Origin of the sequence: Altererythrobacter litoralis (assembly GCF_036324225.1) — a bacterium.
Classification (GTDB): domain Bacteria; phylum Pseudomonadota; class Alphaproteobacteria; order Sphingomonadales; family Sphingomonadaceae; genus Erythrobacter; species Erythrobacter litoralis_A.
In genome coordinates this window covers 172644-199045 of the sequence record NZ_JAZDQV010000001.1, presented here as the reverse complement: position 1 = coordinate 199045, position 26402 = coordinate 172644, and the positions used below count along the sequence as shown (strand labels likewise).

General features: G+C 63.3%; 20 protein-coding genes. 8 read left to right on the top strand and 12 right to left on the bottom strand.

Annotated elements, in window-relative coordinates:
* Positions 1 to 6 precede the first annotated feature (6 nt).
* Entirely contained in the window at positions 7 to 1557 is a 1551-nt protein-coding gene (locus tag VRS74_RS00975) for a hypothetical protein (RefSeq protein ID WP_354143365.1), read from the top strand.
* On the opposite strand, the gene VRS74_RS00970 is transcribed toward VRS74_RS00975, so the two are convergent.
* Genes VRS74_RS00970 through ligA form a run of 4 tightly spaced genes read right to left on the bottom strand, consistent with a single transcriptional unit; the run spans position 1554 to position 8062 of the window.
* Positions 1554 to 4181 carry a M14 family metallopeptidase gene (locus VRS74_RS00970; protein WP_354143364.1) on the bottom strand — a complete coding sequence of 876 codons (2628 nt, stop codon included), beginning with the start codon at positions 4179 to 4181 and terminating at the stop codon, positions 1554 to 1556. The genes VRS74_RS00975 and VRS74_RS00970 overlap by 4 nt on opposite strands.
* Before the next feature lie 59 nt (positions 4182 to 4240).
* Positions 4241 to 4759 carry a CinA family protein gene (locus VRS74_RS00965; RefSeq protein WP_354143363.1) on the bottom strand — a complete coding sequence of 173 codons (519 nt, stop codon included), beginning with the start codon at positions 4757 to 4759 and terminating at the stop codon, positions 4241 to 4243.
* Complete coding sequence (locus tag VRS74_RS00960) at positions 4760 to 5953, bottom strand: fumarylacetoacetate hydrolase family protein (protein ID WP_354143362.1); 1194 nt, start codon at positions 5951 to 5953, stop codon at positions 4760 to 4762.
* Between the two features lie 18 nt (positions 5954 to 5971).
* Entirely contained in the window at positions 5972 to 8062 is a 2091-nt protein-coding gene (gene ligA / locus VRS74_RS00955) for an NAD-dependent DNA ligase LigA (protein ID WP_354143361.1), read from the bottom strand.
* 77 nt (positions 8063 to 8139) lie between these two features.
* Here ligA and VRS74_RS00950 point away from each other — a divergent pair, with 77 nt between their 5' ends.
* Entirely contained in the window at positions 8140 to 8625 is a 486-nt protein-coding gene (locus VRS74_RS00950) for a DUF2165 family protein (protein WP_354143360.1), read from the top strand.
* On the opposite strand, the gene VRS74_RS00945 is transcribed toward VRS74_RS00950, so the two are convergent.
* The 5 genes from VRS74_RS00945 to VRS74_RS00925 form a co-directional block, all read right to left on the bottom strand.
* Positions 8622 to 9533, bottom strand: a complete 912-nt coding sequence (locus VRS74_RS00945; protein WP_435521360.1) for an alpha/beta fold hydrolase — start codon at positions 9531 to 9533, stop codon at positions 8622 to 8624. The two genes, VRS74_RS00950 and VRS74_RS00945, sit on opposite strands and share 4 nt — an antisense overlap.
* 97 nt (positions 9534 to 9630) lie before the next feature.
* Complete coding sequence (locus tag VRS74_RS00940; RefSeq protein WP_354143358.1) at positions 9631 to 10077, bottom strand: hypothetical protein; 447 nt, start codon at positions 10075 to 10077, stop codon at positions 9631 to 9633.
* An 89-nt stretch (positions 10078 to 10166) separates the two neighbouring features.
* Positions 10167 to 10868 carry a GNAT family N-acetyltransferase gene (locus VRS74_RS00935; protein ID WP_354143357.1) on the bottom strand — a complete coding sequence of 234 codons (702 nt, stop codon included), beginning with the start codon at positions 10866 to 10868 and terminating at the stop codon, positions 10167 to 10169.
* Complete coding sequence (recN, locus tag VRS74_RS00930) at positions 10865 to 12529, bottom strand: DNA repair protein RecN (protein WP_354143356.1); 1665 nt, start codon at positions 12527 to 12529, stop codon at positions 10865 to 10867. The genes VRS74_RS00935 and recN overlap by 4 nt, the downstream gene beginning before the upstream one ends.
* A gap of 68 nt (positions 12530 to 12597) precedes the next feature.
* Complete coding sequence (locus VRS74_RS00925) at positions 12598 to 13356, bottom strand: outer membrane protein assembly factor BamD (protein ID WP_354143355.1); 759 nt, start codon at positions 13354 to 13356, stop codon at positions 12598 to 12600.
* A gap of 242 nt (positions 13357 to 13598) precedes the next feature.
* Between VRS74_RS00925 and VRS74_RS00920 the strand changes: the two genes are divergently transcribed.
* The 3 genes from VRS74_RS00920 to VRS74_RS00910 all read left to right on the top strand — a co-directional run bounded on the left by VRS74_RS00920 (position 13599) and on the right by VRS74_RS00910 (position 15593).
* The gene (locus VRS74_RS00920; RefSeq protein WP_354143354.1) at positions 13599 to 13769 is read left to right on the top strand and encodes a Flp family type IVb pilin; all 171 of its coding nucleotides are present in this window, start codon (positions 13599 to 13601) and stop codon (positions 13767 to 13769) included.
* A gap of 45 nt (positions 13770 to 13814) precedes the next feature.
* On the top strand, positions 13815 to 14597 hold the full coding sequence (locus VRS74_RS00915) for a hypothetical protein (protein WP_354143353.1): 783 nt from the start codon (positions 13815 to 13817) through the stop codon (positions 14595 to 14597).
* A 234-nt stretch (positions 14598 to 14831) separates the two neighbouring features.
* A complete protein-coding gene (locus VRS74_RS00910; RefSeq protein WP_354143352.1) occupies positions 14832 to 15593 on the top strand; it encodes a hypothetical protein in 762 nt (253 codons plus the stop codon).
* Positions 15594 to 15724: 131 nt separating this feature from the next.
* Here VRS74_RS00910 and lepA read toward each other — a convergent pair whose 3' ends face one another.
* The 3 genes from lepA to VRS74_RS00895 all read right to left on the bottom strand — a co-directional run bounded on the left by lepA (position 15725) and on the right by VRS74_RS00895 (position 22180).
* Positions 15725 to 17542, bottom strand: coding sequence for a translation elongation factor 4 (gene lepA, locus VRS74_RS00905; RefSeq protein ID WP_354143351.1), 1818 nt, complete (start codon positions 17540 to 17542; stop codon positions 15725 to 15727).
* 119 nt (positions 17543 to 17661) lie between these two features.
* Entirely contained in the window at positions 17662 to 19779 is a 2118-nt protein-coding gene (locus VRS74_RS00900) for a sensor domain-containing protein (RefSeq protein ID WP_354143350.1), read from the bottom strand.
* 205 nt (positions 19780 to 19984) lie between these two features.
* Positions 19985 to 22180, bottom strand: coding sequence for a putative bifunctional diguanylate cyclase/phosphodiesterase (locus tag VRS74_RS00895; protein ID WP_354143349.1), 2196 nt, complete (start codon positions 22178 to 22180; stop codon positions 19985 to 19987).
* A 249-nt stretch (positions 22181 to 22429) separates the two neighbouring features.
* On the opposite strand from VRS74_RS00895, the gene VRS74_RS00890 reads away from it, so the two are divergent.
* From VRS74_RS00890 to VRS74_RS00880, 3 genes are read left to right on the top strand one after another with little or no spacing between them, the layout of a single operon-like run.
* The gene (locus tag VRS74_RS00890) at positions 22430 to 24124 is read left to right on the top strand and encodes a PHA/PHB synthase family protein (protein ID WP_354143348.1); all 1695 of its coding nucleotides are present in this window, start codon (positions 22430 to 22432) and stop codon (positions 24122 to 24124) included.
* A 40-nt stretch (positions 24125 to 24164) separates the two neighbouring features.
* Positions 24165 to 25049: an alpha/beta fold hydrolase gene (locus tag VRS74_RS00885; protein ID WP_354143347.1), complete on the top strand. Its 885-nt coding sequence runs from the start codon at positions 24165 to 24167 to the stop codon at positions 25047 to 25049.
* A 36-nt stretch (positions 25050 to 25085) separates the two neighbouring features.
* Positions 25086 to 26402, top strand: coding sequence for an FAD-dependent oxidoreductase (locus VRS74_RS00880; protein ID WP_354143346.1), 1317 nt, complete (start codon positions 25086 to 25088; stop codon positions 26400 to 26402).

Sequence of the window (26402 nt, the reverse complement as noted above, 5' to 3'; positions counted from 1 at the left end):
GAGAGCGTGGGCGTCAGGAAATGGCTTGGCCGGGGCGGCCTGATAGTGGCCGGGGCAGCGGTGCTTTACGGTGGGCTGCTCGCCTGGGGGCCGGGCATCGAGCGATACGGGCAAGACCCGGCAATCGCTCCGCCACAACCGGTCGGCGATTGCCGCCCGCCCGACGAACTCTACGGCCCATGGGCCAAGGCCGCGATCGCATTCGAGCATTTCGATTCGGGCCGCACGCATAATTTCGGCTGCGCAACTTTCGGCGGAACGCACGATGGCGCGAATATCGTGTCGGCGCGCCAGCTCCCCGGAAGATATCCCACCCCTTATAATTGGGTGATCGACGAGGCCGGAAACGGCTATGTCTATGGCGGGGCCTATGGCGATTTCCCCGGCGTGCCCGGCAGCTTTGTCGCCAAGATCGCGCCAGACGGCAGCGAAGTGTGGCGGCGCCAATTGTTCGATGCGCCCGCACATCCCGAACGCTGGAACTACCCCGGTGTCGTGGGCCTGCACCGCAACGGCAGCTTATATGCCGTGTTCGGCGCCAGCCTGGCACGCATCGACCCGGACAGCGGCGAAGCGATTGCGACGATCGAGCTGCCTTCATCCGATCCTGCCAACACCGCCTATAACGGGTTCAACGGCTTTGCCGACGGCGCGCTGGTGATGAAGACCGTGAACCGCGCCAAGGGCTGCGACTTGCAGGGCTTTTCGGCCTTCCTGCGCTGCGAAGCTGCGCTGGAGGTTGGGCCGTCCGAGATCGCAGTGGTCGATCCCGACAGCATGCAGGTGATCGCCTCCGTGACTGCGCCCGAACACATCGGCGGGCGCCTGACCGCGACCCGCTGGCAAGGGGTGGACCGGCTCTACCTAGCGGGCGAGCAATCGATGTTCCGTTACAATTGGGACGGGAAGGCGCTCGCGCTCGACGAAGGCTGGGGCCCGGTTTCCTTCATGCGCGAAGGGCAAACACCCGCCCCTGCAGCGGCGGTGATCGGCGGCTGGATTGTCGCGCAGACCAACGCACTTCCCGCCAAGACGCCGATGAGCCTTGTCGCGATCAGCCAGCGCGACGGGCGCATGGTGCGGATCGATCCGTTTGCCGACTTGCCGTTCTGGGCCGCGCCGCCGCCGCGCCGTTCGTTCCTGCCTGCAATGCTCACAGTCGATCCCGACAATGGCCGCGTCTATGTGATGGACGCGGCGATGGGGCTCGTGGCCGCCTATGACTTCGACCAAGGCGACGGAAGTTTCGAGCTTCTATGGCGGGTACGGCAACGCACGATGAACTTCTCGACGCTGATCGGACCGCCGGGACAGCGCGTATTCGTGGCGACCGACATTGGCCGCTTCTGCCCGCTGTTGTCCTGCCTGCGCAGCTATCAGCAGGAAGGCGTAGTTTTCCGAGACGCGGCAACCGGGCGCGAACTGGCGCGTTCAGGCCCGTTGCCCAAGATGACGAGCGGCGCGCTCGTCACGCCCGCCAATGGTGGCGAGCTGCGCTACCTAGGCCTTGCAGGCGAAGTTTTCGCGCTGTCGGTCGCACCTGCCCCTTCGCGTTAGCGGACCCGCGATGGCGCCACGAGCACGGCGTTGGCGATGAGCAGGTCCAGCCCGTCGAGGAAGGCGCGGGTCGATGGATCATGCACGAAGCCGACGGTCAGCCCGCTGCCGGTCGGTTGCGCCATCATGAACGGCTTGAACGCGAGCTGGCGGCGGTTCTCGTCCCACACATAGCCGCTGGCGATCAGCGACCCGGCGGGGGCGAAGCGCAGCACGTTGATCCCGTCAGCGCGATCGAGCGGAGTGTATATCTGCGATCCGCTGGCCAGCACCACGGCGCCCGCGTCATAGCCCGCAGACAGGAAATTCTCGCGATCGGCTTCGGTCCTGAGCAGCGCACCCGGCAGCGTGTCGGGGAGCGCCTGTTCATCCTGGATCGCGGTGCGATATTCGGCTTCGCTGGTGATTTCCTTCGCTTCCGCAAGCGGCGACTTGTCGCCTTCGTCCTTCTTCGACGGATCGCGGCCCAGCGCCGCCTCGCGCTTCGCCGTAATCAGCGGCGCGTCGCCCGAAGTGAAGGCTTCAAGGCTGTCGCCGACCGCCACCAGCACACCGCCGCGCGCGACGAAATCGTGCAAATTCTTCATCCCGCGCTCCCCCAGCACGCCCGTGGGGGAGCCTTCGGGCACGACCAGCACGTCGTAATTCGACAGGTCTGCGCCCGCGAGGCGGGCAGTGCGGATCGGCGCGACCGGCAGCCCCAGCCGCTGTTCGAGCACATAGCGCATCGAACCTGCGCTGAGCGGCGAAATGCCATCGTCCCACGCCATCGCCACGCGCGGCATGGCAAGCCGCACGAAGGATTCGCTGCCGAGGTTCGGCCCGTCCTCGACCCAGCTGGAATCGAGCGCAACGGTGTTGGCACCGACTTCCTGCGCCAGAGCGGCAAGATAAGCCATGGCTTCATCGCCATTGGCTGCGCGGGTGAACACGACCGTGCCGCGCGGGAATCTGCGCCCGCCCTTGGTGAATTCCTTGTCGGTCACGCGAGCTTCCAGCCCGGCGCGCAGCGCCAGCGTGACAAGCCGCGCCTGCCCGCTGTCGGTCCATGGCACGGCGACGGCGAATGTGCCCGCGCCTTCGGCCACCGGTGCGATGGCCGCGTCAGCCGCCAGCGGAGTTCCACTCGCAGCGGCATTGCACAGCGCCACATCCACGCCCGACATGAGACCGACCGACCACGCGGTCACGTCGTACAACTCATGCGGCAGATCGCTCGCGCGGCGCTTTTCCTGCCGCGTCACGAAATCGCGTGGCAGCGGCGTATCGGTGTCGAGCAGGCTGCGGATCAGCCGCGCGGCGGGCTGCGCCTGCGGGACTGCCAGATAGCCGTTCAAATAGGACTTGCCACAAACCGTCACGGGGCCTTCGCGCCGCAGCACCGCGATGCCCTGCGCGGCAAGCCTGCGGCCCAGCGCTTCGGCGTTCCAGCGGCGCTGGCTCAGGTCGATCACATAGCTGCCGCGCCCGGCCGCGCCATTGGCATTAGCGGCGCGATAGGCGGCGAACTCGTCGAGAAATGACTTGGCGTTCTGCGCCACTGCTTCTGCGGTCGAAAGGCTGGCGACGAAGTGATTGCGCACCCCGTCGGCATAGGTGAGCATACTGCCGTCGCGCCGCTCGAACACCAGCCCGCGCGCCGATCCCTGCTCATAGGTGCTGCCGATCGCGCCCTGATGCGCGTTCCACGTATCGCCATAGCCGGGATAGAACAGGTCATAGACTTCGCGGGTGAAATAGGGCTCACCCATACGGTCGAACCACAAGGCATTGTTGCGCCCGATCACTTCATAGGCGCGCTGCTGCGCGGCAGTGATGTTGGGGTTCACCGGCTGGGCTGCGGGGCTGAAGAAATAGGTGTCGTCCCCACCCATCTCGTGTACATCGACCACCACCACAGGATTCCATGCCTGGATCGCCGCGACCTTGCCGCGCGTTTCGGGCTGGCTCAGCGTGAACCAGTCGCGGTTGAGATCGAACAGGTAATGGTTGAAGCGCCCGCCCGGCCATGGCTGGTCGTGCTCGGCTGACTGGCGGTCGGCCACAGGCTCGATCCCCAGCGCCGCGCGGAACGAATTGACGAACCGTGCGCGCCCGTCCGGGTTCTGCATCGGGTCGAGCACCACGATGCTTTCGCGCAGGATCTTCTGCGCGCGCGCATCGTCCTTCGACGCGAGCAGGTGATATGCCGTCATCAGCGAAGCGTCGGTCGAGGAAATCTCGTCACCATGGACGCCATAGGCGAGCCAGGTGACCGGCAGTGCCGCGCCATTGCCGGTGCGCCCGGCGGCGATAGTGGCGAGATCAGCCTGCACCGCATCGAGCCGCGCCATGTTCTCGGGCGCGGTCAGGATCACGTAGAACAGCGGGCGCCCTTCCCAGCTGGTGGCATATTGCACCATGCGCATCCGGTCGGGCGCAGCCTTTTCCAGCGCGCGCAGGTAAGCCACCGCTTCCTCGGGCGAAGTGACCTGCACACCGGGCTCATGCCCCACCGTGTCGGTCAGCGTCGGGATCGCGGGATCTAAATCATTGCCAAGGAAGGATTGCGCTTGCGCCGGCTGGACGATGAGCCATGCCGTTGCCAGGATCGCCGCGATCCGGCCAAAGAAACTGCGCTGCATTGTGGAAACCCCGTTGCGACTCTGGAAGGGCGCACCTCTCCGCGATGTGCCCGCGAAGGTCAATGCCGCGCGGTCATCACCAGGCATTCTTCGAGCAGGTCGAGGGCGGCGCGGGTAAAGGCCTGCATATTGGCGATGCGGTCGTCGCTGTCGGTCGCGGTAAGCCGGACGTGCTCGAAACCGTCCGGCCCGACTACTGCCGCGCAACTGCGCCCCGATGCGACGCCGAGCGGATGCTTGCTGCTGCCAGCCGAGCCGCTTTCGGCGATGCCCCATTGCCCGCCAAAATTGTCGCGGATCGCATGTGCCTGGATCAGCGCATACTCCTCGGTCGCGGAAACCATGCCGGCAAAGGCTTCGCGCGGCAGGCCGAACAACACATCGCGTGCGCGGAAGGAATAGACGATCCCGCCGCCACGATAGAATTCGAGCGCGCCAGGCACAGTCAACAGCGCCGCAGCAATCAGCCCGCCGGTCGCGCCGTCTGCCACTGCGATCTTCTCGCCACGCTCGCGCAGCAGGGTCGCGATGCGCAGCGCCTGCGGGTGGAGTTCTGCGAGCGTAAGCGGCTGCGTCATCTATTGGATCACCCGTACCTCGATGTTTCCGAGCAAGTTTGAATCATGCGCCACCGTATCGCCCGGTTGCAGGAAATGCCGTGTCTTCAGCTCGTTTCGAATGAATTCGCGTTTCACGGTGTCGACGATACCCGTACCGGAAAGCGGCCCGCCCGCGAGCACATAGGCCAGTACGCCATCGATATAGTCGGCGCGCGAAGGCGGCGTGAAGATCACGCCTTCTGACGTCCCCGACATCAGCGTCATGTCTTTCCCAATCCGCTGATCGGGCGAGAGCCGCGTGAAGCCGCCATGGTAATAAAAACGCTCGCGATCCATATCCAGCAGCGCACGCTCGGCCAGCTGGCGAAAATCGAGCGTCATCTCGGCCCCGCGGGCATCCTGCCGCGGATCGCCATTGACGCTGGTGGTCATCCGCACCCCATCGACGAAGCGCTTCCAGTCCTGAGGAACGACGATGAACGGGCCGGAAGGATAGAAATCCGGGCCGCTCTTGGCATCGGAAAAGCCGAAGCCAGAATCCAAATTGTCAGGGTCTGCCAGTTCGACCAGTGCGTTGCGGTTGGTAAAGTCGCCACACAGGAACACGCCCTTCACTGCCGCATCGAAATCGGCAAGCGTCGCAATATCACGGTCGAACCGCATGCACAGTTCCACCTCGTAATCGAGCAGGATACCGGGCTCTGCCTTCACCGTTGTGTGCGCCGGGGTGGCGCCACCGAATTTGGGGAAGTTGAAAACCGAATTGCTGCTCGCTTCGGCAGCATGTTCGGGGAAATTGGTACCCGTGCCGATATGCTGATTGCCGCCTGGCGCGGATGGAAGGACGTTCGCGATCGCGACGGTAGTCTTCGGCAATTCCCGTACCCGCGCTTCATCGATGAGTTTAGGATCGACGCTTGCAAGATCCCGCAATGGATCGCCCGTGCGCGCAGCGCCGAGCGCAGCAAGGTCAACGCCCGTAACCTTCTCATCGCCGAAACCTGTCACCAACATGGTCACGACATCGCCGTTGGCGTCCCTGTGACTCGCCAGCGTTATCGCTTCGTCCAGCGGCGCGATCGCCGGATTGAGCGGGGTGTCCTCGAAACTGGCCGGATTGCCGCGCGGATCCGGCGATGTCGCCCATGCGATGGCCAGCAGGAGCGCGAGCACTGCCAACAGCCCACCGGAAATCTTCACTGGCTTTCGCATCCACCTCCCCCGCGATTGCTAACCCGTAGCCGCAACGATAGCAGCCCAGCCCGCTTCGTCGATCACTTCGATGCCAAGCTCGGCCGCTTTCTTGAGCTTGCTCCCTGCCCCCGGCCCGGCGACCACCAGGTCGGTCTTGGCTGAAACCGAGCCCGCCGCCTTCGCGCCAAGCCGTTCGGCCTGCGCCTTCGCCTCGTCGCGGCTCATCGTTTCCAGCTTGCCGGTGAACACCACGGTCTTGCCCGCAACCGGGCTGTCGATCGTCTCGACGACATAGGGCGGCGGCGAGAGTTCGCGCAGCAGGTCTTCCCACACCTCCACATTGTGCGGTTCGTGGAAGAAGTCGCCCAAGGCTTCGACGACGGTGGGGCCGACGCCGTCGATCGAGATGATCTCGGCCAGCGCCTCGGCATCGTCCCGCGCCGCTTTTTCGGCAGTCACGCGCAAGGCAGGCAACTCGTGGAAGTTCTTCATCAGGTCGCGCGCGGTGACTTCGCCTATGTGTCGGATTCCCAGCCCGAAAAGTAGCCGCGCGGCATCGGGCGAACGCTTGCTTTCCACAGAAGCCAACAGGTTATCCACAGACTTGTCCTGCCAGCCTTCGAGCGCGAGAATTTCGCCGCGGCGATCCTTCAGGCGGAAGATATCGGCCGGGCTTTCGAGCCATCCCAGCGCGAAGAACTGGTCGATCGTCTTTTCGCCGAGCCCCTCGATATCGAGCGCCTTGCGGCTGACGAAATGCTTGAGCCGTTCGGTGCGCTGTGCGGGACAGATCAGCCCGCCCTGGCAGCGCACATCGACTTCGTCGTCTTCCGCCACAGCTTCGCTGCCGCATTCGGGGCAATGGTCGGGGAAGACGAAGGGCGCGCGATCCGCATCGGGAGTGAGATTGCTGACGAGCTGCGGAATCACGTCGCCCGCGCGCTGCACCACCACACGGTCGCCCGGGCGCACGCCCAGCCGCGCGATCTCGTCGCGATTGTGCAGCGTGACATTGGTCACCGTCACCCCGCCCACCATCACCGGGGCAAGGCGACCGACCGGGGTCAGCTTGCCGGTGCGCCCGACCTGTATGTCGATCGCTTCCAGCGTGGTTTCAGCCTGTTCGGCGGGGAATTTGTGCGCCAGCGCCCAGCGCGGCGCTTTCGCGACGAAGCCCAGCCGCTGCTGCAGGTCGAGCCGGTCGACCTTGTAGACGACGCCGTCGATCTCATAGGGCAGTTCCGCCCTCACCTTGCCGATCGCGGCATAGGCGGCGAGCATTTCGTGCACGCTCTCGCAGCGCCGGAAATGCGGCGAAACGCGGAAGCCCCAGCGCGCGAGTTGCTGCATCACTTCATGCTGCGTCTTTCCCGGCACTTCGCTCGCCACGCCCCATGCATAGGCCCAGAAGCGCAGCGGGCGCTGCGCGGTGACTGACGGATCCTTCTGCCGAAGCGATCCCGCCGCGGCGTTCCGCGGATTGGCGAACAGCTTGCCGCCTGCCTCTTGCTGCGCAGCATTGAGTGCAGCAAAAGCCTGTTTTTCCATGTAGACTTCGCCACGCACTTCGAACACGTCAGGCGCAACGCCATCGGCCAATTGCTGCGGAATATCGGCGATGCTGGCGACATTGGCGGTAACGTCTTCGCCCACCTGCCCGTCGCCGCGGGTCGAAGCGCGCACCAGCCTGCCCTGCTCATACCGCAGCGAGCAGGACAGCCCGTCGATCTTGTCCTCCGCCGTGATCGCAATCGGCTCATCTTCGGCCAACGACAGGAACCGCCGCATCCGCGCCACCCACTCGCGCACTTCCTCGGCATCGAAAGCATTGTCGAGGCTCATCATGCGAACCTCATGCGTAACCTTGCCGAGCGGAGACGACGACACTGCATAGCCGACATTCTTGGACGGGCTGTCGGCGCGCACCAGCTGCGGGAACGCCGCCTCCAGCGCGGCATTGCGCCGCACCAGCGCGTCATATTCGTGGTCGGTGACTTCCGGCGCGTCCTCGGCGTAATAGAGCCGGTCGTGATGCCCGATGATCCGCGCCAGCCGCATCAGCTCGTTGGCGGCTTCGGCCTCGCTCATTTCCGCAGGCGGCTTGTCCGAAATTTGCTCGATTCCCATACCCTACGCTATGCATGAGCGCAGGCGCCGGGAAAAGTGCCGCGTAGCAAGGTCGCATATCCGTTGGGGGGAAACCGATGATCGACCGCTATCTCAAGATGCTGACCTGCACGATTATTGGCGCCATGGCGCTGACTTATGTCGCGCATAATTTCGCCAATCTCGGCGCCGCACATGACTTCTTCATCTACGTCACCAGCCACCAGGGGCAGGAAGCCTATCCGGTTACCTTGCTGCCGGTGCCGCCCGGGCCGCTGGTCGTGGCGGCGATGGCACTGGTGTTCGGGCTCGAACTCGCCGCGGGCGGCTTGCTGCTGCTCGGCGCATGGCGGCTGTGGCAGGCGCGCGCGGCCGATGCCGCGGAATTCAACGCTGCCAAGCGCTTGGCCAAGATCGGCCTCGGCTGCGCCATCGCCAATTGGTGGGGGCTGTTCCAGGTGATCGCCGTGGCGGGTTACCAGCTGTGGCAGATGCCCGGCGGGATCGGCCCCGACCACGGATCATGGGTGTTCGGCGCGATGTCGATGATGGTGCTGATCCACCTCAGCATGCGCGAGGACTAGGCCAGCGAGGCGAAAAAGCCCAGCAGCAACCCGTTGCACTCTTCGGGCCGCTCTTGCTGGGTCCAGTGCCCGCAGCCTTCGAGCACATGCGCGCCGCGCAGGCCGGGCAGCAGCTTCGCCATCGTTTCGAGCGGGTCTTTCCCCGCCAGCCGCGTCGCAAGGTCACGCGTTCCGCCGATGAACAGGCTGGGCTGCGCAATCATATGGCTGTCCAGCCGCGACAACATCTCCCAGTCGCGCCGCCGGTTGCGATAGCGATTAAGCGGTCCGCGGAAGCCAGAGCGTGCGAACTCCCCGGCAAAATAGGCGACATCCTCATGGCTCAGCCAAGGCAGAGGCATCGGTGGTTCGGGCAGGCCCTTGAGCAGGCCGTCTCCCGGTTTCTTGTCGGTCGGCCAGGTGCCTTCGGGCGCATCCCCTGAGAGTGCGTAATAGAAACGGCGGATCGTCGCCGCCGGATCGGCCTCCAGCTCGGCCTCGGCCTCACCTTCGCGCTGGAAATCGACCACGTAGAAATATCTGCCGCGCTGGGTGAAGAACCGGTCCTGCAGCACGTCGGCGGATTCCGCCCCCGGCGCCGCATGCGGCACCGACATTCCGGCGACGGCGCGGAAGCGGCCAGGATGTAGCAATGCCGACGTCCACGCGATCGGCGCCCCCCAATCGTGCCCGACGATGACCGCAGGCTCATCGGGAGAGAGGATTTCCGCCAGTCGCGCGCAGTCACCCGCCAGGGTTTCGAGCGAATAGGCTTCGATCGCTTCAGGCGCGGATGATCCGCCATAGCCGCGCACATCGGGCGCAACCACCCGCCAGCCCGCACCGGCCAGCGCCGGAATCTGGTGCCGCCAGCTGTACCAGCTCTCAGGAAAGCCATGCACCAGTATGACGAGCGGGCCGGAGCCCATTTCGGCATAGCGTAGCGTCACGCCCGGTTGCGTCTCGACATGGCCGAACCGGACTTCGGAAAGGAAGCTCATCTTGCCTGGTGCCCGCCCAAACGGATCAGGGCTTGGTTTCGCAAACCACGTGGCTGAAGAAGGTGCGGTCGCCGCTCATCTGGACGCGATAGGAAAGCACCCGGCCAAAGCGATCGCCCAGCGCCTGCTGGCAGAGAGAATTGCTGCGCTCCTGGCTGATGTTGTAATTGCCGTTCGCCCACGGCGCCAGTTCGGTCGGCGTGAAATGCAGCACCACGACCTGCTTGCCCGCACTCTGCCTGAGCGCGTCGATTTCCAGTTGCAGCGCGTTGAGCCGCACCATCACCGGGTCGAGCGTGGGTGCCTGTATCGTCGGTGTAGTGCGCGGCTGCGTGGTTTGCGTGCGCGTCTGCGCCATGGCCGGATTGGCGACGATGAAGGCCATCGCGGGGGCGGCAAAAAAGAGCGAGCTTGTGGCGAGCGCCAGGGTCACAATCGAATACTTCATCGCGAGACGATGCAAAAAACTCATGTCAATGACAAGTTTGACGGGCCAAGTGTCTGCAATTGGGTCGTTAGTGGATATTCCGCGTAACGCCATGCAGTTGGCATCCGGCGCAATCAGGCCTGCGCCAAAACCGTAACGGTCATCGCCCGGCGCGGCCTGAACCCAAGCGATTCATACAGCCCGATCGCCCCCGAATTCTTCGCATAGGAATGGAGATAGGGCACTTCGCCCTGCGCCTGCATCCTATCCATCACATGCCGGATCAGCCGTGTCGCCAATCCCTGCCCGCGGAATTCGGGCCAGGTGCACACGCCGCTTACTTCGCTCAGGCCCGGCGCGGGCAGCATGCGCTGGCCCGCCATCGCCGCAAGCCTGCCATCGCGCCAGATACCGACCGAATTCGTGTAGCGATGCGTCAGTTCCCCCCACGGGCCGGGCTCGGTGGCATGGGCGATTTCCGCCATGGCTGCGGCATCGCCCTCGGCCAGTTCGACGATTTCGGGATCGGATGGCCCCGGAACAGGCAACGGCCCGTCGGCGATCATCTGCAGCAGCGGCGCGGTGCGGACCAGCCGCGTGCCCGGAGGCGCGGGCCATGCCTCCGGCTCGACCAGCCAGATCTCGTCATCCGGCCCGGCAATCAGGCTTGCCAGCGCAGCCTGCGCTTCGCCAGATGCGTCGCGCGCAGCGGCAAAGGGGCCGTAGCGCGGATCGAGCCGTATCGCGGCCCCGCCATCCACCGCCAGATGCGCAAGCCGCCCGTGCAGCATGTTCCAGACTTGCCGGTCGAGCGCCGCGTCGATGGCAGCGCTCACACCCCCTCCAGCAGCCGGTCCGCCTGCGCGCGCGCTTCCGGCGTGACTTCGGCGCCAGACAGCATGCGGGCGATTTCCTCCTGACGACCGGCCTGGTCGAGCAGCGTCACCCCGGTCTTCGTCACCGTGCCTTCCGAAGACTTGGCGATGAGGTAATGCGTGCGCCCGCGCGCCGCGACCTGCGGCGAGTGGGTGACCGCGAGCAACTGCCCGGAATCGGCCAGCCGAGCGAGCCGTTCGCCGATGGCCGACGCCACCGCGCCGCCCACGCCGCGGTCAATCTCGTCGAAGATCACGGTCGCCGCCCCGCCCTGTTCGGCCAGCGCGACCTTGAGCGCGAGGATGAAGCGCGAAAGTTCGCCGCCCGAAGCGATCTTGTTCAACGGTGCGAAGTCCGCCCCCGGATTGGTCGCGATCAGGAATTCGACGCTGTCGATCCCGTGGGCGCCCCAGCGCTCTTCCGGCAAGCGACCGATCGCGGTGAGGAAGCGCGCCGCATCGAGCTTGAGCGGAGCCAGTTCCGCCGCCACCGCTTTGTCGAGCGCCTTGGCCGCCGCAAGCCGCGCCTCATGCACCGCTTCGGCGCGTTGGCGATAGGCCTCGCCCGCTTCGCGCGCGCCGATCTCGAGCGCGTCAAGTTCGGCCTCGCCGCCTTCGATCGCATCGAGCGCGCGGCGCATGTCGCGCATCTTGCCGGGCAAATCGTCAACCTCGCAGCGATGTTTGCGGGCGATGGCGCGCAGTTCGAACAGCCGGGTTTCGGCAGCCTCAAGTTCGGCCGGATCGTGAATCATCGCTTCGGCCGCCATGGCCAGCCGGTCTTCCGCTTCGCCCGCTTCCACCAATGCGCGGTCGAGCGCGGCGAGCGCTTCGGAAAGCAGCGGGTGCTCGGGCGCGATCCGGTCAAGCCGCCGGGCCGCGACGCGCAGCGCCGCCAGCGGCGAATCCGAGCCTTCCCAGATGTGGCGCAGTTCCTCGAGGTCGCCCGCCAGTTTCTCGCCCTTCTGCATCGACGCGCGGGTTTCGGCGAGCCTTGCCTCTTCGCCCGCTTGCGGTTCGAGCGTGGTGAGTTCGGCCAAATGCGCCAGCAGCAGGTCCTGGTCTTCCTTCGCCTGCTCGACCTCGGCGCGCGCATCGGCCAGCCGCTCTTCAGCAGCGCGCCATTCGCGCCATGCTGCGGCGAGCGCATCGACATCGGCGCCGGCATAGCGATCGAGCAGCATGCGATGGCCGCGCGGGTTCACCAGCCCGCGATCGTCATGCTGGCCATGGAGTTCGACCAGCGCGGGTGCGATTTCGCGCAGCAGCGCCACACCCACCGGCTGGTCGTTGACGAAAGCCTTGCTGCCGCCGTCCGCCTTGAGCTGGCGACGGATGATCAGCGGCTCGCCCGGTTCGATCTCGAGGTCGGCTTCGTCCAGCGCTTCTGCGATTGCGGAAGGCAACGCGGCGAATTCGAAGCTGGCGGCGACGCTCGCCTTGTCCTGCCCCGCGCGGACCAGCGCGCTGTCAGCCCGGTCGCCCAGAACCAGCCCCAGCGCATCAAGCAGGATCGACTTGCCCGCGCCAGTCTCGCCGGTGAGCACGCCTAGCCCGCGCCCGAAATCGAGGTCGAGCGCTTCGATGAGGACGATGTTGCGGATCGAAAGCCGGGTCAGCATTGCGCCGACCTAACTAGCGCGCCCGAGCGCCCGCGTCACCAATCGCGCGCGGGTTGCGAACAGCCAAATCAGGTGGGGTGGACGCTGGACGCGTGCCGCTGCACCAGCTCATAGGCTTTTTCGTACCACTCGCTGCCCGGATAGTTGGCACCCAGCACCGCGGTGTACTTCACCGCTTCGTCCTGCATGCCCAATGCAAGGTTGGTTTCCGCGAGGCGATAGAGCGCTTCAGGCGTGTGGCTGGTGCTCTGGAAACTTTCGACCACGTTCTGGAAGCGCAGCTGCGCCGCCAGCCACATGCCCTGCCTCTCGTAGAGGCGGCCGATTTCCATTTCCTTGCCCGCGAGGTGGTCGTTCACCAGGTCGAGCTTGAGGCGGGCGTCAGCGGCATATTCGCTGGTGGGGAAACGCCGGTCCACTTCGTGCAGCGCGGTCTGCGCCTGCTTGGTGATGCTCTGGTCGCGCTGCACGTCGCTGATCTGCTCGTAATAGCTGAGCGCGATCAGGTAATAGGCATAGGGCGCGTCCTTATTGCCCGGGTGGATCGACAGGAAGCGCTGCGCGCTCTGGATCGCCTGGTTGTAATCCTGCGCGACGTAATAGCTGAAGGCGCTCATCAGCTGCGCACGGCGGGCCCAGGGCGAATAGGGATGCTGGCGCTCAACCTCGTCGAACAGCGCCGCAGCGAGCCGCGTATTGCCGCGATCGAGCCGGCGCTTGGCCTCGGCATAGAGCGATTCCACGTCGCGCGCGACATAGGCCACGTCTTCATTGCCTGACTTGGCGCCCCCGGCGCAACCGGCGGTGAGCAGGGTAACCGCGGCCATTGCGGCGGCAAGAACGGGCTTTGGGGTGGTCAAACGCGAATTCCCGGCAAATACGAAAAACGTCATGGGAGGCAGCCTATAACCAGCCCCCGGCTGAACGCCAAGTGAAGTTCCCGCAAATTCCTCAGCCTTGTGCAGCCACCTCGCCCGCACCCCCTACCGGCGGGTTAACCAGTGCCGTTCGGTACCATGTTAACCGCTCCGGGGCATGCTCCACCCCTCAAGTGCAATGGGGTTTTGAAATGTTGCGAGCAATCCTGAGCGACGAGCAAGGCGCAACCGCCATCGAATACGGGCTGATCGTGGCCCTGATCGCGATCGGCCTGATCACCGCGCTGCAATCCGTAGGTACGGAGGTCGGCGGCACGTTCAACACCGTGAGCGACACGGTGGCAGACGCCAACGCGGCCTAATCCCACCATTTTCCTACTCGGCGTTTTCCTGCTCTATCCTGCGGGATGAGCACGCAAGCACCACTCCCCCTCCAATTCACCCCCGTCCCCCGCGCCAAGCCGCGCAGCAACGGCTGGAAACCCGACATCCAGCGCGCCTTCATCGAGGCGCTGGCCGATACCGGCAGCGTCAAGGCTGCCTGCCGCCGCGTCGGCCGCACCGAGCACGGCGCCTGCATGCTGCGCCGCCACCCCGAGGCGGAGAGCTTCCGCGCCGCATGGGAGGCTGCGCTCGCGCTCGGCATCCGCCGGATCGAGGACGTGGCGATCGACCGCGCGCTAAACGGAGTGGAAATGCCGGTCTATTCCTATGGCGAGCTGGTCGGCACCCGCACCGTATATAATGACCGGCTGCTGATGTTCCTGCTGCGCAACCGCGCGCCCGAACGGTTCGCGGAAGGCCGCGCCAGCGCCATGAACGCGGTCGACCGGATGGAACTCGCCCGGATGAAGAAGCAATGGCGCAAGCAGTGGGAGGATGAGGCGAAGGCCAACGAAATAGCCGATGTGGCCGAGGCGCGGCGGATCATCGACGCGAAGCTGGAGGAGCTGCGCCAGCGCCATATGGCGCGCGAGAAGCTGGTGTGGGAGCGGCTGTCCGACGAGACCAGGGCCGCGCATGCGGAATACTGGGGCTGCGGAGGCGGGACTTGGGTGAAGCGGGTTCCGTTCGCCCTGAGCTTGTCGAAGGGCCGGGTGCCCGTACCCCTGCCTCCGAGCCGGGGGAGGATATCGCACACGCCTCCGCGGGAGCGGACAACAAAGACACGCTCAATATCAGGCGGCTGAAGGATGACGGGTGGGTGTAAGCGAGGGTCCGGTAATCTTTGGGGCGTTCCCGTATGGGCCGCGTCTTAGCTAAGCCTCACCTAAAGCAGAATGTCCGCTAGCGACCCAATTGTGGACATTAAAGGTGACGCTATTTTTGTTCGAAACTATTCTTTCGGATACCGGAACTTCTGAATCTCGGCATGATCAGTAGTCTAAGGTAGTGTAAGCTGTTGAGAGTAAGGAGAGGATTCGGTGTTCAGCCTTCTTGTGATGGCAATGGCCACGCCTCAAAGCCCTGATGCAATGCTTTCCCGAACCGAAGCCGAGGCCATGTCGTCCGATCAGCTGGAGGATTTGCTTCTGGCAAAATTTCCACATGATGACATCGTCGGCGTCAAACTTCCGGGCACCGGCCCTGGACCACACGGAGAGATCGGCGATCCGTCGCTTGGTCACATATCCTTTCAAGAGCAGGGCAGCGCGGGCGGCGGCCGCCTGTGCAAAGCACGGAGAATAGTCGCGACATTCGACTGGCCTGATGGTGAAAGGGGCAAACCGCTCACCGAACGCAGTGCCGATGATCCCAAGCGTCTTTTCAGGGTATACGGTCTCCCGCAAGCTGCAGTCTTGAGTGAAACTGCAACCGACGCTGCATGCGCATCATTACCGAGCGAGCGTTATGCCAGTCTTGGTCAGGCACCCGAGCATGAGCAACGCTTACGACAATTCATCGAACTGACCGGCGCCGGAGACGATGGGCGCAAGCGCGCATTGCCGATTGCCTGCGCGGATTGGACAGGAGCGGAAGAACAACACTGCGATGCTGCCGAGGCGATCGCGAAGATCGCGTGGGACAGGCTGTCCTCCGTCCGGCCCGTCGATTGGCCGCATGGCGTTTCTGCAACGCGCATCACTTTCTCACAGCCCGAGGGCCCGCTCATCCACGCCTACCTGTCCGGGGCGGAAACGATATCCGCAGCAAAGATTACCTATGCATGGCCTGCGCCATTCTGACGCCTTTAGCTATGGCGGCTTCCCACCCATTCGCGGACAAACTGATGGAATCGAATTGATGCCCAAAGCGGTTGAGTCAAACCTTCAGCATTGTGGCATAAAGCCCAAACCTCACGCGCGGGGCTTCATTCCTATTCCTCACCCATCCTAAGCGCCGCAATAAAGGCCTCCTGCGGGATGCTCACGTTGCCGTATTCGCGCATCCTCGCCTTCCCCTTCTTCTGCTTCTCAAGCAGCTTCTTCTTGCGGGTAATGTCGCCGCCATAGCACTTCGCGGTCACGTCTTTGCGCAGCGCGGCGATCGTCTCTCGCGCGATCACCTTGCCGCCGATCGCGGCCTGGATCGGAATCTTGAACAGGTGCCGCGGGATCAGGTCTTTCAGCCGCTCGCACATGCCGCGGCCGCGCTCTTCCGCCACGCTGCGGTGCACGATCAGGCTGAGCGCGTCGACCGGCTCGTTATTGACGAGAATGTTCATCTTCACGAGGTCGCCCTCGCGCATGCCGATCTGCTCGTAATCGAAGCTGGCATAGCCGCGGCTGATGCTCTTCAGCCGGTCGTAAAAGTCGAACACCACTTCGTTGAGCGGCAGTTCATAGGTCACCTGCGCACGCCCACCCACGTAAGTCAAATCGGTCTGGATGCCGCGCCGATCCTGGCACAGCTTTAGGATCGAGCCGAGATATTCGTCGGGCGTGTAGATCACCGCCTTGATCCACGGCTCGTCAATGCTGTCGATCCGGTTCTGGTCGGGCCAGTCCGCCGGATTGTGGAGCATGATCTCCTTCGCATCCTCGTTCTTCGTGTGGCCGAGTTGGATGCGGTATTCTACGCTGGGCGCGGTGGTGATCAGGTCAAGATCGTATTCGCGGCTGAGCCGTTCCTGGATGATCTCGAGGTGCAGCAGGCCGAGGAAGCCGCAGCGGAAGCCAAAGCCCAGCGCGGCGGAGCTTTCCATCTCGTAGCTGAAGCTGGCGTCGTTAAGCCGCAGCTTGGCGATGCTTTCGCGCAGTTTCTCGAAATCGGCGGCGTCGACCGGGAACAACCCGCAGAACACCACCGGCTGCACTTCCTTGTAGCCGGGCAGCGGCGCGGTGGCCCCGCCCTTCACAGTGGTGATGGTGTCACCCACGCGGGCCTGCTCCACCTCCTTGATCTGCGCGGTGATGAAGCCGATCTCGCCCGGGCCGATCTCGGGCAGGTCGACGCGCTTGGGGGTGAAGGCGCCGACGCGGTCGATCAAATGCTGGGTGCCGCCCTGCATGAATTTGACGTTGAGGCCCTTGCGGATCACGCCGTCGATCACGCGGACGAGGATGACCACGCCGAGGTAGGGGTCGTACCAGCTGTCGACGAGGCTTGCCTTGAGCGGCGCGTCGCGGTCGCCCTTGGGGGGCGGGATGCGCGCGACGACGGCTTCCAGCACGTCTTCGATGCCGATACCGGACTTCGCGCTGGTGAGCACGGCGTCCGACGCGTCGAGGCCGATGATGTCCTCGATCTCGGCCTTGACCTTCTCGGGCTCGGCCGCGGGCAGGTCGATCTTGTTGATGACGGGCACGATTTCGTGGTCGTGCTCGATCGACTGGTAGACGTTGGCGAGGGTTTGCGCCTCCACGCCCTGCGCGGCGTCGACGACGAGGAGCGCGCCTTCGCAGGCGGCGAGGCTGCGGCTGACCTCATAGGCGAAGTCGACGTGGCCGGGCGTGTCCATGAGGTTGAGCTCATAGGTCTCGCCATCCTTGGCGGTGTAGTTCAGCCGCACGGTCTGGGCCTTGATGGTGATGCCGCGTTCGCGCTCAATGTCCATGTTATCAAGGACTTGCTCGCTCATCTCGCGCTCGGTCAGCCCGCCGCAGGCCTGGATCAGCCGGTCAGCCAGGGTCGACTTGCCATGGTCGATATGGGCGATGATGGAAAAATTGCGGATCTTCGAAAGGTCGGTCATTCGCTTCGCATTTTAGAGAAATCGGCGCACAATTTGCCGCCTTGCGCGGCCCTTAGCCGCACATGACGCGCCTGTCAGCCAACAATGCGAGATTGGGGTAAATCCACCCGAATTTTGAATTACGACGCCTCGTACATCCCCACCGGCGCGTAACTGAACTTGGGCACACTTCCCTCGCCGCCAAGCATTACGCACTGCATCGAATTGTAGTTGCCGGGCGCCAGCGCCGTCAGTGGAGCGCCTGCAGATGCCAGTTCATAGGGCGAGACGCGGTGGCGCGTGCAAAGCCCGCCTGCTCCATCGTCGACCAGCGGATATTCGAACTCGAGGCCCTGTGTATCGCCCGCCGCCCGGATCACGGTCGCAACCGCGAGTTGCCCGCCGCCGAGATCGACAACGAACTGCGTGCCCAAAGGAACATCGTCCAGCCCCTGGATCAAAGCCCCCGTCTTCGACAGATTGCGCAGAGTCACTTCGTAAGAGTGATCATCATGGATCACATGAATCTTGCGCAGCACTGTGCGGCGTTTGGCGCGAGACGTGCGATTGCCGCTCGGTTCGATCGCCCAGTTCCCGGTCGACAGCTGATCTTGCACTTCTTCGCGCGACACCGCTTCGGAGTAGACCGGCCCTTGCACGCAGCCCACACCCGCTTCCTTGAGCGCCTTGTGCTGTGCAACGGTTTCAATCCCGCCAGCAATCGTGGCCATTTCGAGTGCTTGCGCCAGTGCCACCACTGCTTTTACCAGATCAAGCTCGCGGCTCTGGCTATCGAGGCTCGACGGACAGAAATTCGACCCGATCTTGATCGAGTCGAACGGAGCTCGGCGCAAGTAGCCAAGCGATGAATATCCGGTCCCAAATTCATCCAGCGTAAGCCGCACGCCTAGCTTGAAGAGCGAGCCCAAGAGCTTGTCGACCGCGTTGTTGTCGCCGAGGAAGACGGTTTCCTTGACTTCGAGTTCGAGCCGCGACGGATCGAGGTCAGACTGCTCGAGAGCCTTGCTGACGCTGGCGACGAAGCCTTGGGAAGTGAACTGCCGCGTCGGCACGTTTACCGTCACACGCAAGCTGTCCGGCCACTGGCTTGCCTCGAGGCAGGCTTGCCGGATGGCCCATTCGCCGACCTCGACAACCAGCGCAGAGTTTTCGACGATCGACTGGAACTCGTCATTGTAGATTTCACCGCGCTGAGGATGATTCCAGCAAACCTGGGCCTCGAGCGCGACAACCTTCTGGCTCTTCGTCGAGGCCACTGGCTGATAGGTCAGGAACAGCTGGTCGTTGCGTACGGCGTCCTGAAGATCGCCCTCAAGCCGTCGACGGAATATCGCCTCGTTCGCGAGATCGCCGGAATAGAAACGGAACTGCCCCCGGCCACCGTTCTTCGCGGCATAGAGCGCCAGGTCGGCCGAGCGAACCACTTCTTCGCGCGTCACACCGTCATGCGGCGCGATCGCGATCCCCACCGAAGCGCCAATCACGCAGCGCCCCTCGTCGAGCGAATATGGCTGTGTCAGCATAGCGATGATCTTCGACGCGATCTCGCCAAGCTCGCCACGGTCATCCACGTCCGGCAGCATGATCTGGAACTCGTCCCCGCCCAGACGGCCGATTTCACAATCGCGCTCCACAGCACGCGTGAGGCGACCGGAAACCTGCTTGAGCAGTTCGTCACCCGCTGCATGGCCCAAAGTGTCATTGACCTGCTTGAAGCGGTCCAGATCGAGCATGAGGATAGCGCAATTGCGCTTTGCCGCACGAAAGGCTGTGAGCGTGGTTTCGATGGAGTGCGCCATGCGATGACGGTTCGACAGGCCGGTGAGCGAATCGAATTTCGCCAGCCGCATCGTTTCTTCTTCGCGATGGTACTCTTCGGTAATGTCGGTCCCGGTACCGCGGAAACCAAGGAATACACCCTCTTCCGAAAAGGCCGGGCGCCCCGAAAGGCGAATGACAACGTCGCGCTGGCCTCGCGCTGGCGTGACAGCAAATCCGGAGAACGACTTGCGTGCACCCAGGCGCAGCGAAAGCGACTGGGAGCGCCCCTCGCCTTCCTTCGAGGCAAAGGCAGTCGACAATGGCTGGCCGACGAGTTCTTCAATCGGCATTCCGGTCCGTTCACCGATTGCGCTGCTGAGATAGGTGAGATTGCCTTCGGCGTCGGTTGACCAGAACCAGCCCAGTCCCGACTGCTCCAACTCGTCGAGCATTGCCAGCTTGTCGGCGTCAGTCATTGTGCTGGCGCCGTTTGACAATTGGCGGCGAGCGATGCCGGCGAGAAGCCCGCCGCCCGCTTTCCGACCCGACAAGATACCCTTGAGGGGCACTTTGGCACTCTCCTAAAAACGCTTCGATCCAACGCGAAGCCACCTTCCACGGTGTAAAACGGGTTGGTTATTTTTGTCCTAATAACCCGGCCTAACCTGAAGCCTGTCTCGATCAGGCGGCCGCGGTATCGCGATAGGTTATGTCGGCCTCGACAAAGGCCTTCGATTTTGCCCCGGTCGAAGCACCCCCATCCATGGCGGCGTATGCATCCTGCGGGAGTGCCGCCAGCGGCTTGCCGGCTGCCTCGATCTTGTAGCGGGAAACCCGATGCCGCGTGCACAGGCCATCGTCCCCGTTGCTGATCAGCGGAGTCTCGAACTCGAGCCCCTGGCTATATCCCTCAGACCGCCTCACCGTTGCGACTGCCAATTGCCCGCTACCGAGGTCGAGAACCACCTGGGTGCCCAAGGGGACATGCAGCAATCCATCAATCAGAGCGCCGGTCTTGGACAGGTTACGCAGCACCACATGGTACCGGTGATCGTCATGAATCAGGCCAATTCGGCGGAACTCTGCACGCCGTTCGGAGCGATATTTCTCCGGCCCGAGCGGCTCGTATGTGAGATCCCCCGCCTCCAATCGCTCAAGCAGGTCGGATTGCGAGACGGATAGCGAGAAGATGCGGCCCTGCAGGTGCGTGGCGCGGCGCAGCTTGACCAGTTCGAGTTCGTCCTTGGTCTCGATGCCTTGTGCAACGGTTTCCATATCCAGCGCTTCGGCAAGGCTGACGATCGCGGCGATGATTGCCGAATTGTTGTTTCCCTTTTCAGGGGAGCCGCGCACGAAGCTTTGGTCGATCTTGATCTTGTCGAACGGCGAATTCCGCAAATAACTCAATGAGCTGTATCCGGTGCCGAAATCGTCAAGCGCGAGCCGTATGCCGAGCGCTTTCAGGCGCTTGAACAGCTTCTGCACCTGCCCATAGTCGCCCATGAACACGCTCTCGGTGATCTCAAGCTCGACACGGTGCGGAGCGATTCCGGTCTGGCTCAAGACAGTTTTCACGGTGTCCGGAAAGTCTGCCCTTGCAAACTGCACTGCGGAAACATTGATCGCTACGCGCAATTCGGCCGGCCATTCGACCGCTTGGCGGCAGGATTCCGCCAGGACCCATTCGCCGAGTTCCTTGATCAGGCCGCAATCCTCGGCCACCGGAATGAAGACGCTGGGCGCAATCGAACCACGTTCCGGATGCGGCCATCGCACGAGCGCTTCGAGACACACGACCTTGTGCGTCTTGGCGTCGACGATTGGCTGATATTCCATGCGCAATTCGTTATTCAAGATCGCGTCGCGCAAATCCTCCTCGATCTGGCGGCGCAGCTTGGCGCCGTCCTGCAAATCGCTGGAATAGAAGCGGTATTGCGCCCTGCCGCCGCCCTTGGCCGCGTAAAGGGCAAGGTCTGCCGCCTTGACCAGTTCTTCGCTGTCAATCCCGTCATAGGGCGCGACGGCGATGCCGACCGACGTCCCGATGATCGCGCGCGATCCGTTGAGCGAGTAAGGCTGCGATACCATCTGGATAATGCGCTGGGCCAGTTCGCCCAGTTCGCCGCGATCATCCACATCGGGCAGGATGATCTGGAATTCATCCCCGCCGAGCCGCCCGATTTCGGCATTGTCACCCACAAGGCGCTGCAACCGACCCGCGACTTGCTTCAGCAGGTCATCGCCTGCCGGGTGCCCCAGAGTGTCATTGACATGTTTGAAGCGGTCGAGATCAAGCATCATCAGCGCACAGGAACGCTTCGAATTGCGATATGCGATCAGCGTCTTTTCAAGCCGCCTTTGCATGCGGTGACGGTTGGCAAGCCCTGTCAGAGGGTCATATTGCGCCATCCGCGCGGCATCGCGCTGGCTCTCGCGAACCTTGGTGATGTCCTTGCCGCTGCCACGGTAGCCGATGAATTCGCCCTTCGCATCGAACTGCGGCTTTCCGGCGATCTCCCACCAGAATTCCTTTTCAGGATGCGCAACCTGTACCGGAAGTGCGCTGATCGAGTTCCGGGCGCCAAGCAGGAATGCAAGCGGTCGCTCCACCCGATGTGAGCCGGCATCGGTATCCGCCGTGAACAGGTCTCCCAATTGCGTCCCAAGCAATTTGTCTCGATCGAAGCCCAGCTCCTGTATTGCGCTGGCCGAAAGATAGATCAGGCGGCCATGCGCATCGCTGGCCCAGAACCAGCCAAGCCCCGCTTGCTCGAAACTGTCGAGCAGTTCGGCCCGGCGCGCGAGGTCCTTCTCCGAAATCGGGACAAGCGGCTCAGAGCCGGAACTCGACTTGGTCGCCTTGCCAGGCTGCGTCATTCTCGCGAGCAATCCCTTCATCGCAGCGTTCCCGTAAGTTCGTTTTTATTGCGCGCCCCATCTCGGTGAATCGCGCTCTACGAGAAAAAGGTTGCCGAACCGATAACCACGCCGCGGTGCCACATGGTCACTGCAGCACCGGCTCACCGGTTACATGTGGAGCTGCAAACAGTCGTCTTGCCAAGCACGCGGCAGAACGTCATCTTTGCAAACAAAGCGACGCAGTCGAAACCGGGAAGAGGGACATCGATGTCAAAGAGCAGCAAGCTCGAAAACGAAGCCGCGCAATCCACGTCCGCTTTGGGCCCGTTGATCGGGGTCGCACGCGAAGACTTCGTGGGTGCGGTTGCACTGTTGCTCCGCGAAAGCGCGTCCGACCCGAAGCGTTTGATGAAACATGCGCAGGCAATGGGTGAGGATATGGTCAAGATCATGACCGGCAAGTCCGACCTCGCACCCGACCCCAAAGACAAGCGCTTTATGGACCCCGCCTGGCAGTACAACCCCTTCTTCCGCGCCGGTGCGCAATATTACCTCGCGGTCCAGAAAGGCATGCACAATTGGCTGCAGGACCTCGAGTTGGACGATCTCGAGCGTGACCGCGCCAATTTCATATCGAACATCATCATCGACAGCCTTGCCCCCACCAACACGCTGGTTGGCAACCCCACCGCGCAGAAACGCCTGATCGACAGCGGCGGGCTATCGCTGATCAAGGGCTTGCAGAATGCCTACAAAGACCTGACCCAGAACAAGGGCATGGTCAGCCAGGTCGACAAGCGCCCGTTCAAGCTGGGTGAGAATGTCGCGACATCCAAGGGTTCGGTGGTGCTCCGCACCGAGATGATGGAACTGATCCATTACGCGCCGACGACCGATGAGGTTTACGAGGTCCCACAGCTCACAATCCCGCCGCAGATCAACAAGATGTACATCAACGACCTCTCTCCGGAGAAGTCGGTAGTGAAGTACCAGCTCGACAACGGCATTCAGACCTTTGTGATCTCCTGGCGTAACCCGTCGAAGGAACAGGGCATCTGGGGCATGGACGATTACATCCGTTCCTGCCTTGAGGCGATGGAAGCCGTCAGCAAGATCACCGGTTCGAAGAAGGTCAATGTCTCGGCCGGCTGTTCGGGCGGGCAGACCGCCAGCGTGATGGCCTCTAAACTGGCGGCGGAAAAGAGCGACCTGCTGGGCACGCTCACGCTGATGGTGTGCGTGCTGCACCCCAAGCAGCTCGATATCGAGGCCGGTTCGCTGGTTTCGGAGAACGGAATGAAGCTCGCCCGCAGGCGCGCGGAGAAGAAGGGTGTGATCAAGGCGGACGACCTATCGCGCGCCTTCGCATGGCTCAGGCCCAACGATCTGGTCTGGAACTATGTGATCAACAATTACCTGCTCGGCGCAGACCCGCCGGCTTTCGACGTGCTGTTCTGGAACGCCGATGCGACCAATCTTTCAGCCAGCCTGATGGGCGACTTCCTGACCTTGTTCGAAACCCTCGCCTTCACAAAGCAGGGCGAAGTCGAAATGGCTGGCCACAAGATCGATTTGAGCAAAGTCACTTCCGACCTGTTCATCTTGGGCGGCGTGACCGACCATATCACGCCGTGGAAAGCGACCTATCGTTCGACGCAATTGTTCGGATCGAAGGACATAACCTATGTCCTGTCGCAGTCTGGCCACATGCAGGCGATCCTCAACCCTCCGGGCAATCCGAAGGCCAAGTATTTCGTGCAAAAGAAGAAGGGCAAGCTGCCTGAAACGGCCGACCAGTGGCTCGAAGGCACCGAGGAAGTCAAAGGCAGTTGGTGGCCATATTGGATGGAATGGGTGCAAAAGCGCTCTGGCAAGCAAAAGCCCGCACCAAAGGAACTGGGGAATGCCGACTACAAGCCTCTGGACCCGGCACCCGGTCTCTACGTAGTGGAAGAAAGATAGGTAACCTCGGTTAACGAGGCCGCAGGACAGGACGACGCGTTTGACCGATACTCGCGAAGAGGTGCTGGACGAAGCCCTCGACGAAGCGATGCGCGATGCGCGCATCACTATGGAAACCGTCGGCGGGCGCACCCTGCGCGTTGCAACTTGGCGGCTAGACAAGCCGAGCAAGCACTTGCCAATCCTGTTCTTCAACGGGATCGGGGCGAATATCGAAGCAGTGGCGCCGCTCGCTGAAGCCCTGCCCGACCGCGGCTTCATCATGTTCGACATGCCCGGCATCGGCGGTTCGCCCGAACCGGTTGTGCCCTACAACGCATGGACCATGTGCTGGACTGCGACCCAGCTGCTCGACCGGCTCGGCGTAGACCAGGTCGACGTAATGGGTGTCAGTTGGGGCGGAGCCATGGCGCAGCACTTCGCCATCCAGCATCCGGGTCGCACTCGCCGCTTGATCCTGGCCGCGACCAGCGCGGGCATGGTGATGATCCCCGGCAACATCTCCTCGCTCAGCAAGATGGCCGATCCGCGCCGCTACATCGATGCCGCCTTCATGGAAGAGCATTTCCAGACGCTCTATGGCGGCGCGTTGGGCAAGGCGCTCAACAAGATGGAGCACATCCATCGGCTGAAGCCGCCCTCGCCGCGCGGCTATTTCTACCAATTGCTCGCCATGCTGGGCTGGACCAGTGCGCCGGTATTGCCATTCATGCGCAAGAAGACGCTGATCATGATGGGCGACGACGATCATATCGTGCCGCTCACCAATGGCTGGCTGCTCGACAAGCTGATCCCGGACAGCGAGTTGCTGGTGCTGCGCGGAGGCGGGCATCTGTTCCTGCTGAGCCATAGCGACGAATGCGTCGCGGCGATGCAGCGCTTCCTGGACGAGCCGGACAGCCAAGACGAGGCAAAAGCGGCCTGACCGGCAGGCGGGCCGCATAAGGGAGACGATCAATCCATGCGGCACATCGCGGTCATCGGTTCGGGTCCTGCAGGCTATTACACTGCCGAAGCTGCGCAGAAGCGCTGGGGCGAAGATGTGCGGGTCGATGTGTTCGACATGCTGCCGGTGCCCTATGGCCTGATCCGCTTCGGCGTCGCGCCCGACCACCAGTCGATCAAGGGCGTAACTCGCCGCTATGAGCAGGTCGCGCTGAGCGAGAATGTGCGTTTCGTCGGCAATGTCGCGGTCGGTCGCGACGTTAGCATCGACGAGTTGCGCCAACTTTACGATGCGATCGTCCTTGCAACCGGCGCGCCGCACGATCGCAAGCTCGACATTCCGGGCGAGGATCTCGCCAATGTCTACGGCAGCGCCGAATTCGTCGGCTGGTACAATGGGCACCCCCATTTCGCCGAGCTCGATCCCGACCTGTCTGGCCGCCATGCCGTCGTCATCGGCATGGGCAATGTCGCGCTCGATGTGGCGCGCATCCTGGCCAAGACTGAAACCGAATTCGAAGGCTCAGACATCGTCGGCCATGCGCTCGACACGCTCAAGACGGCAAAGTTCCAGACCATCACCATCGTGGGGCGGCGCGGGCCGCACCAGATCATGATGACGCCCAAGGAACTGGGCGAGCTTGCCATGCTCGAACGGGCTTCGCCGCGGGTCGACCGTGACGACCTGCCCGACGAAGCGGAGGACCTGCTGCTCGAACCGGGGCTGCGCAAGTCAGTGAGCCATCTGCGCAGCTTTGCCGCGATCCCGGAAGACTTGCACGCCGAAAAGCCCATCGAAATCCAGTTCGACATGTTCGCCAGCCCGAAGGCGCTGCATGGCGATGACAAGGTCCAGTCGATCGAGATCGAGCGCACCGAAGTCTCGCATGGCCGCGCTGTCGGCACCGGCGAAACCTATCGCATCCCGGCTGACCTCGTGGTGAGCTGCATCGGCTATCGCTCTTCGCCCATCCCCGACGTGCCATTCGATGAGCGCGCGGGCCGCTTTGCCAATGATGAAGGTCGCATCCTGCCGGGCCTCTATTGCGTCGGCTGGGCGCGGCGCGGCCCCTCGGGTACGATCGGCACCAACCGGCCCGACGGCTACAGCGTGGTCGAACGCATCGAGGAAGACATGGAGAGCGGCGCGCTGGGCCGGAAAGGCAAGGCAGGCCGCGAGGGGTTCGATGCGCTGGCGCAGGAACGCGGGCTCGACATCGTCACTTTCCGCGACTGGAAGAAGATCGAGGAAGCGGAAGAGGCAGCTGCCCGCTCCGGCTCCCCGCGCGAGAAGTTCGTCGATATCGAAGCGATGATCCGCGCGAAAGGCTGA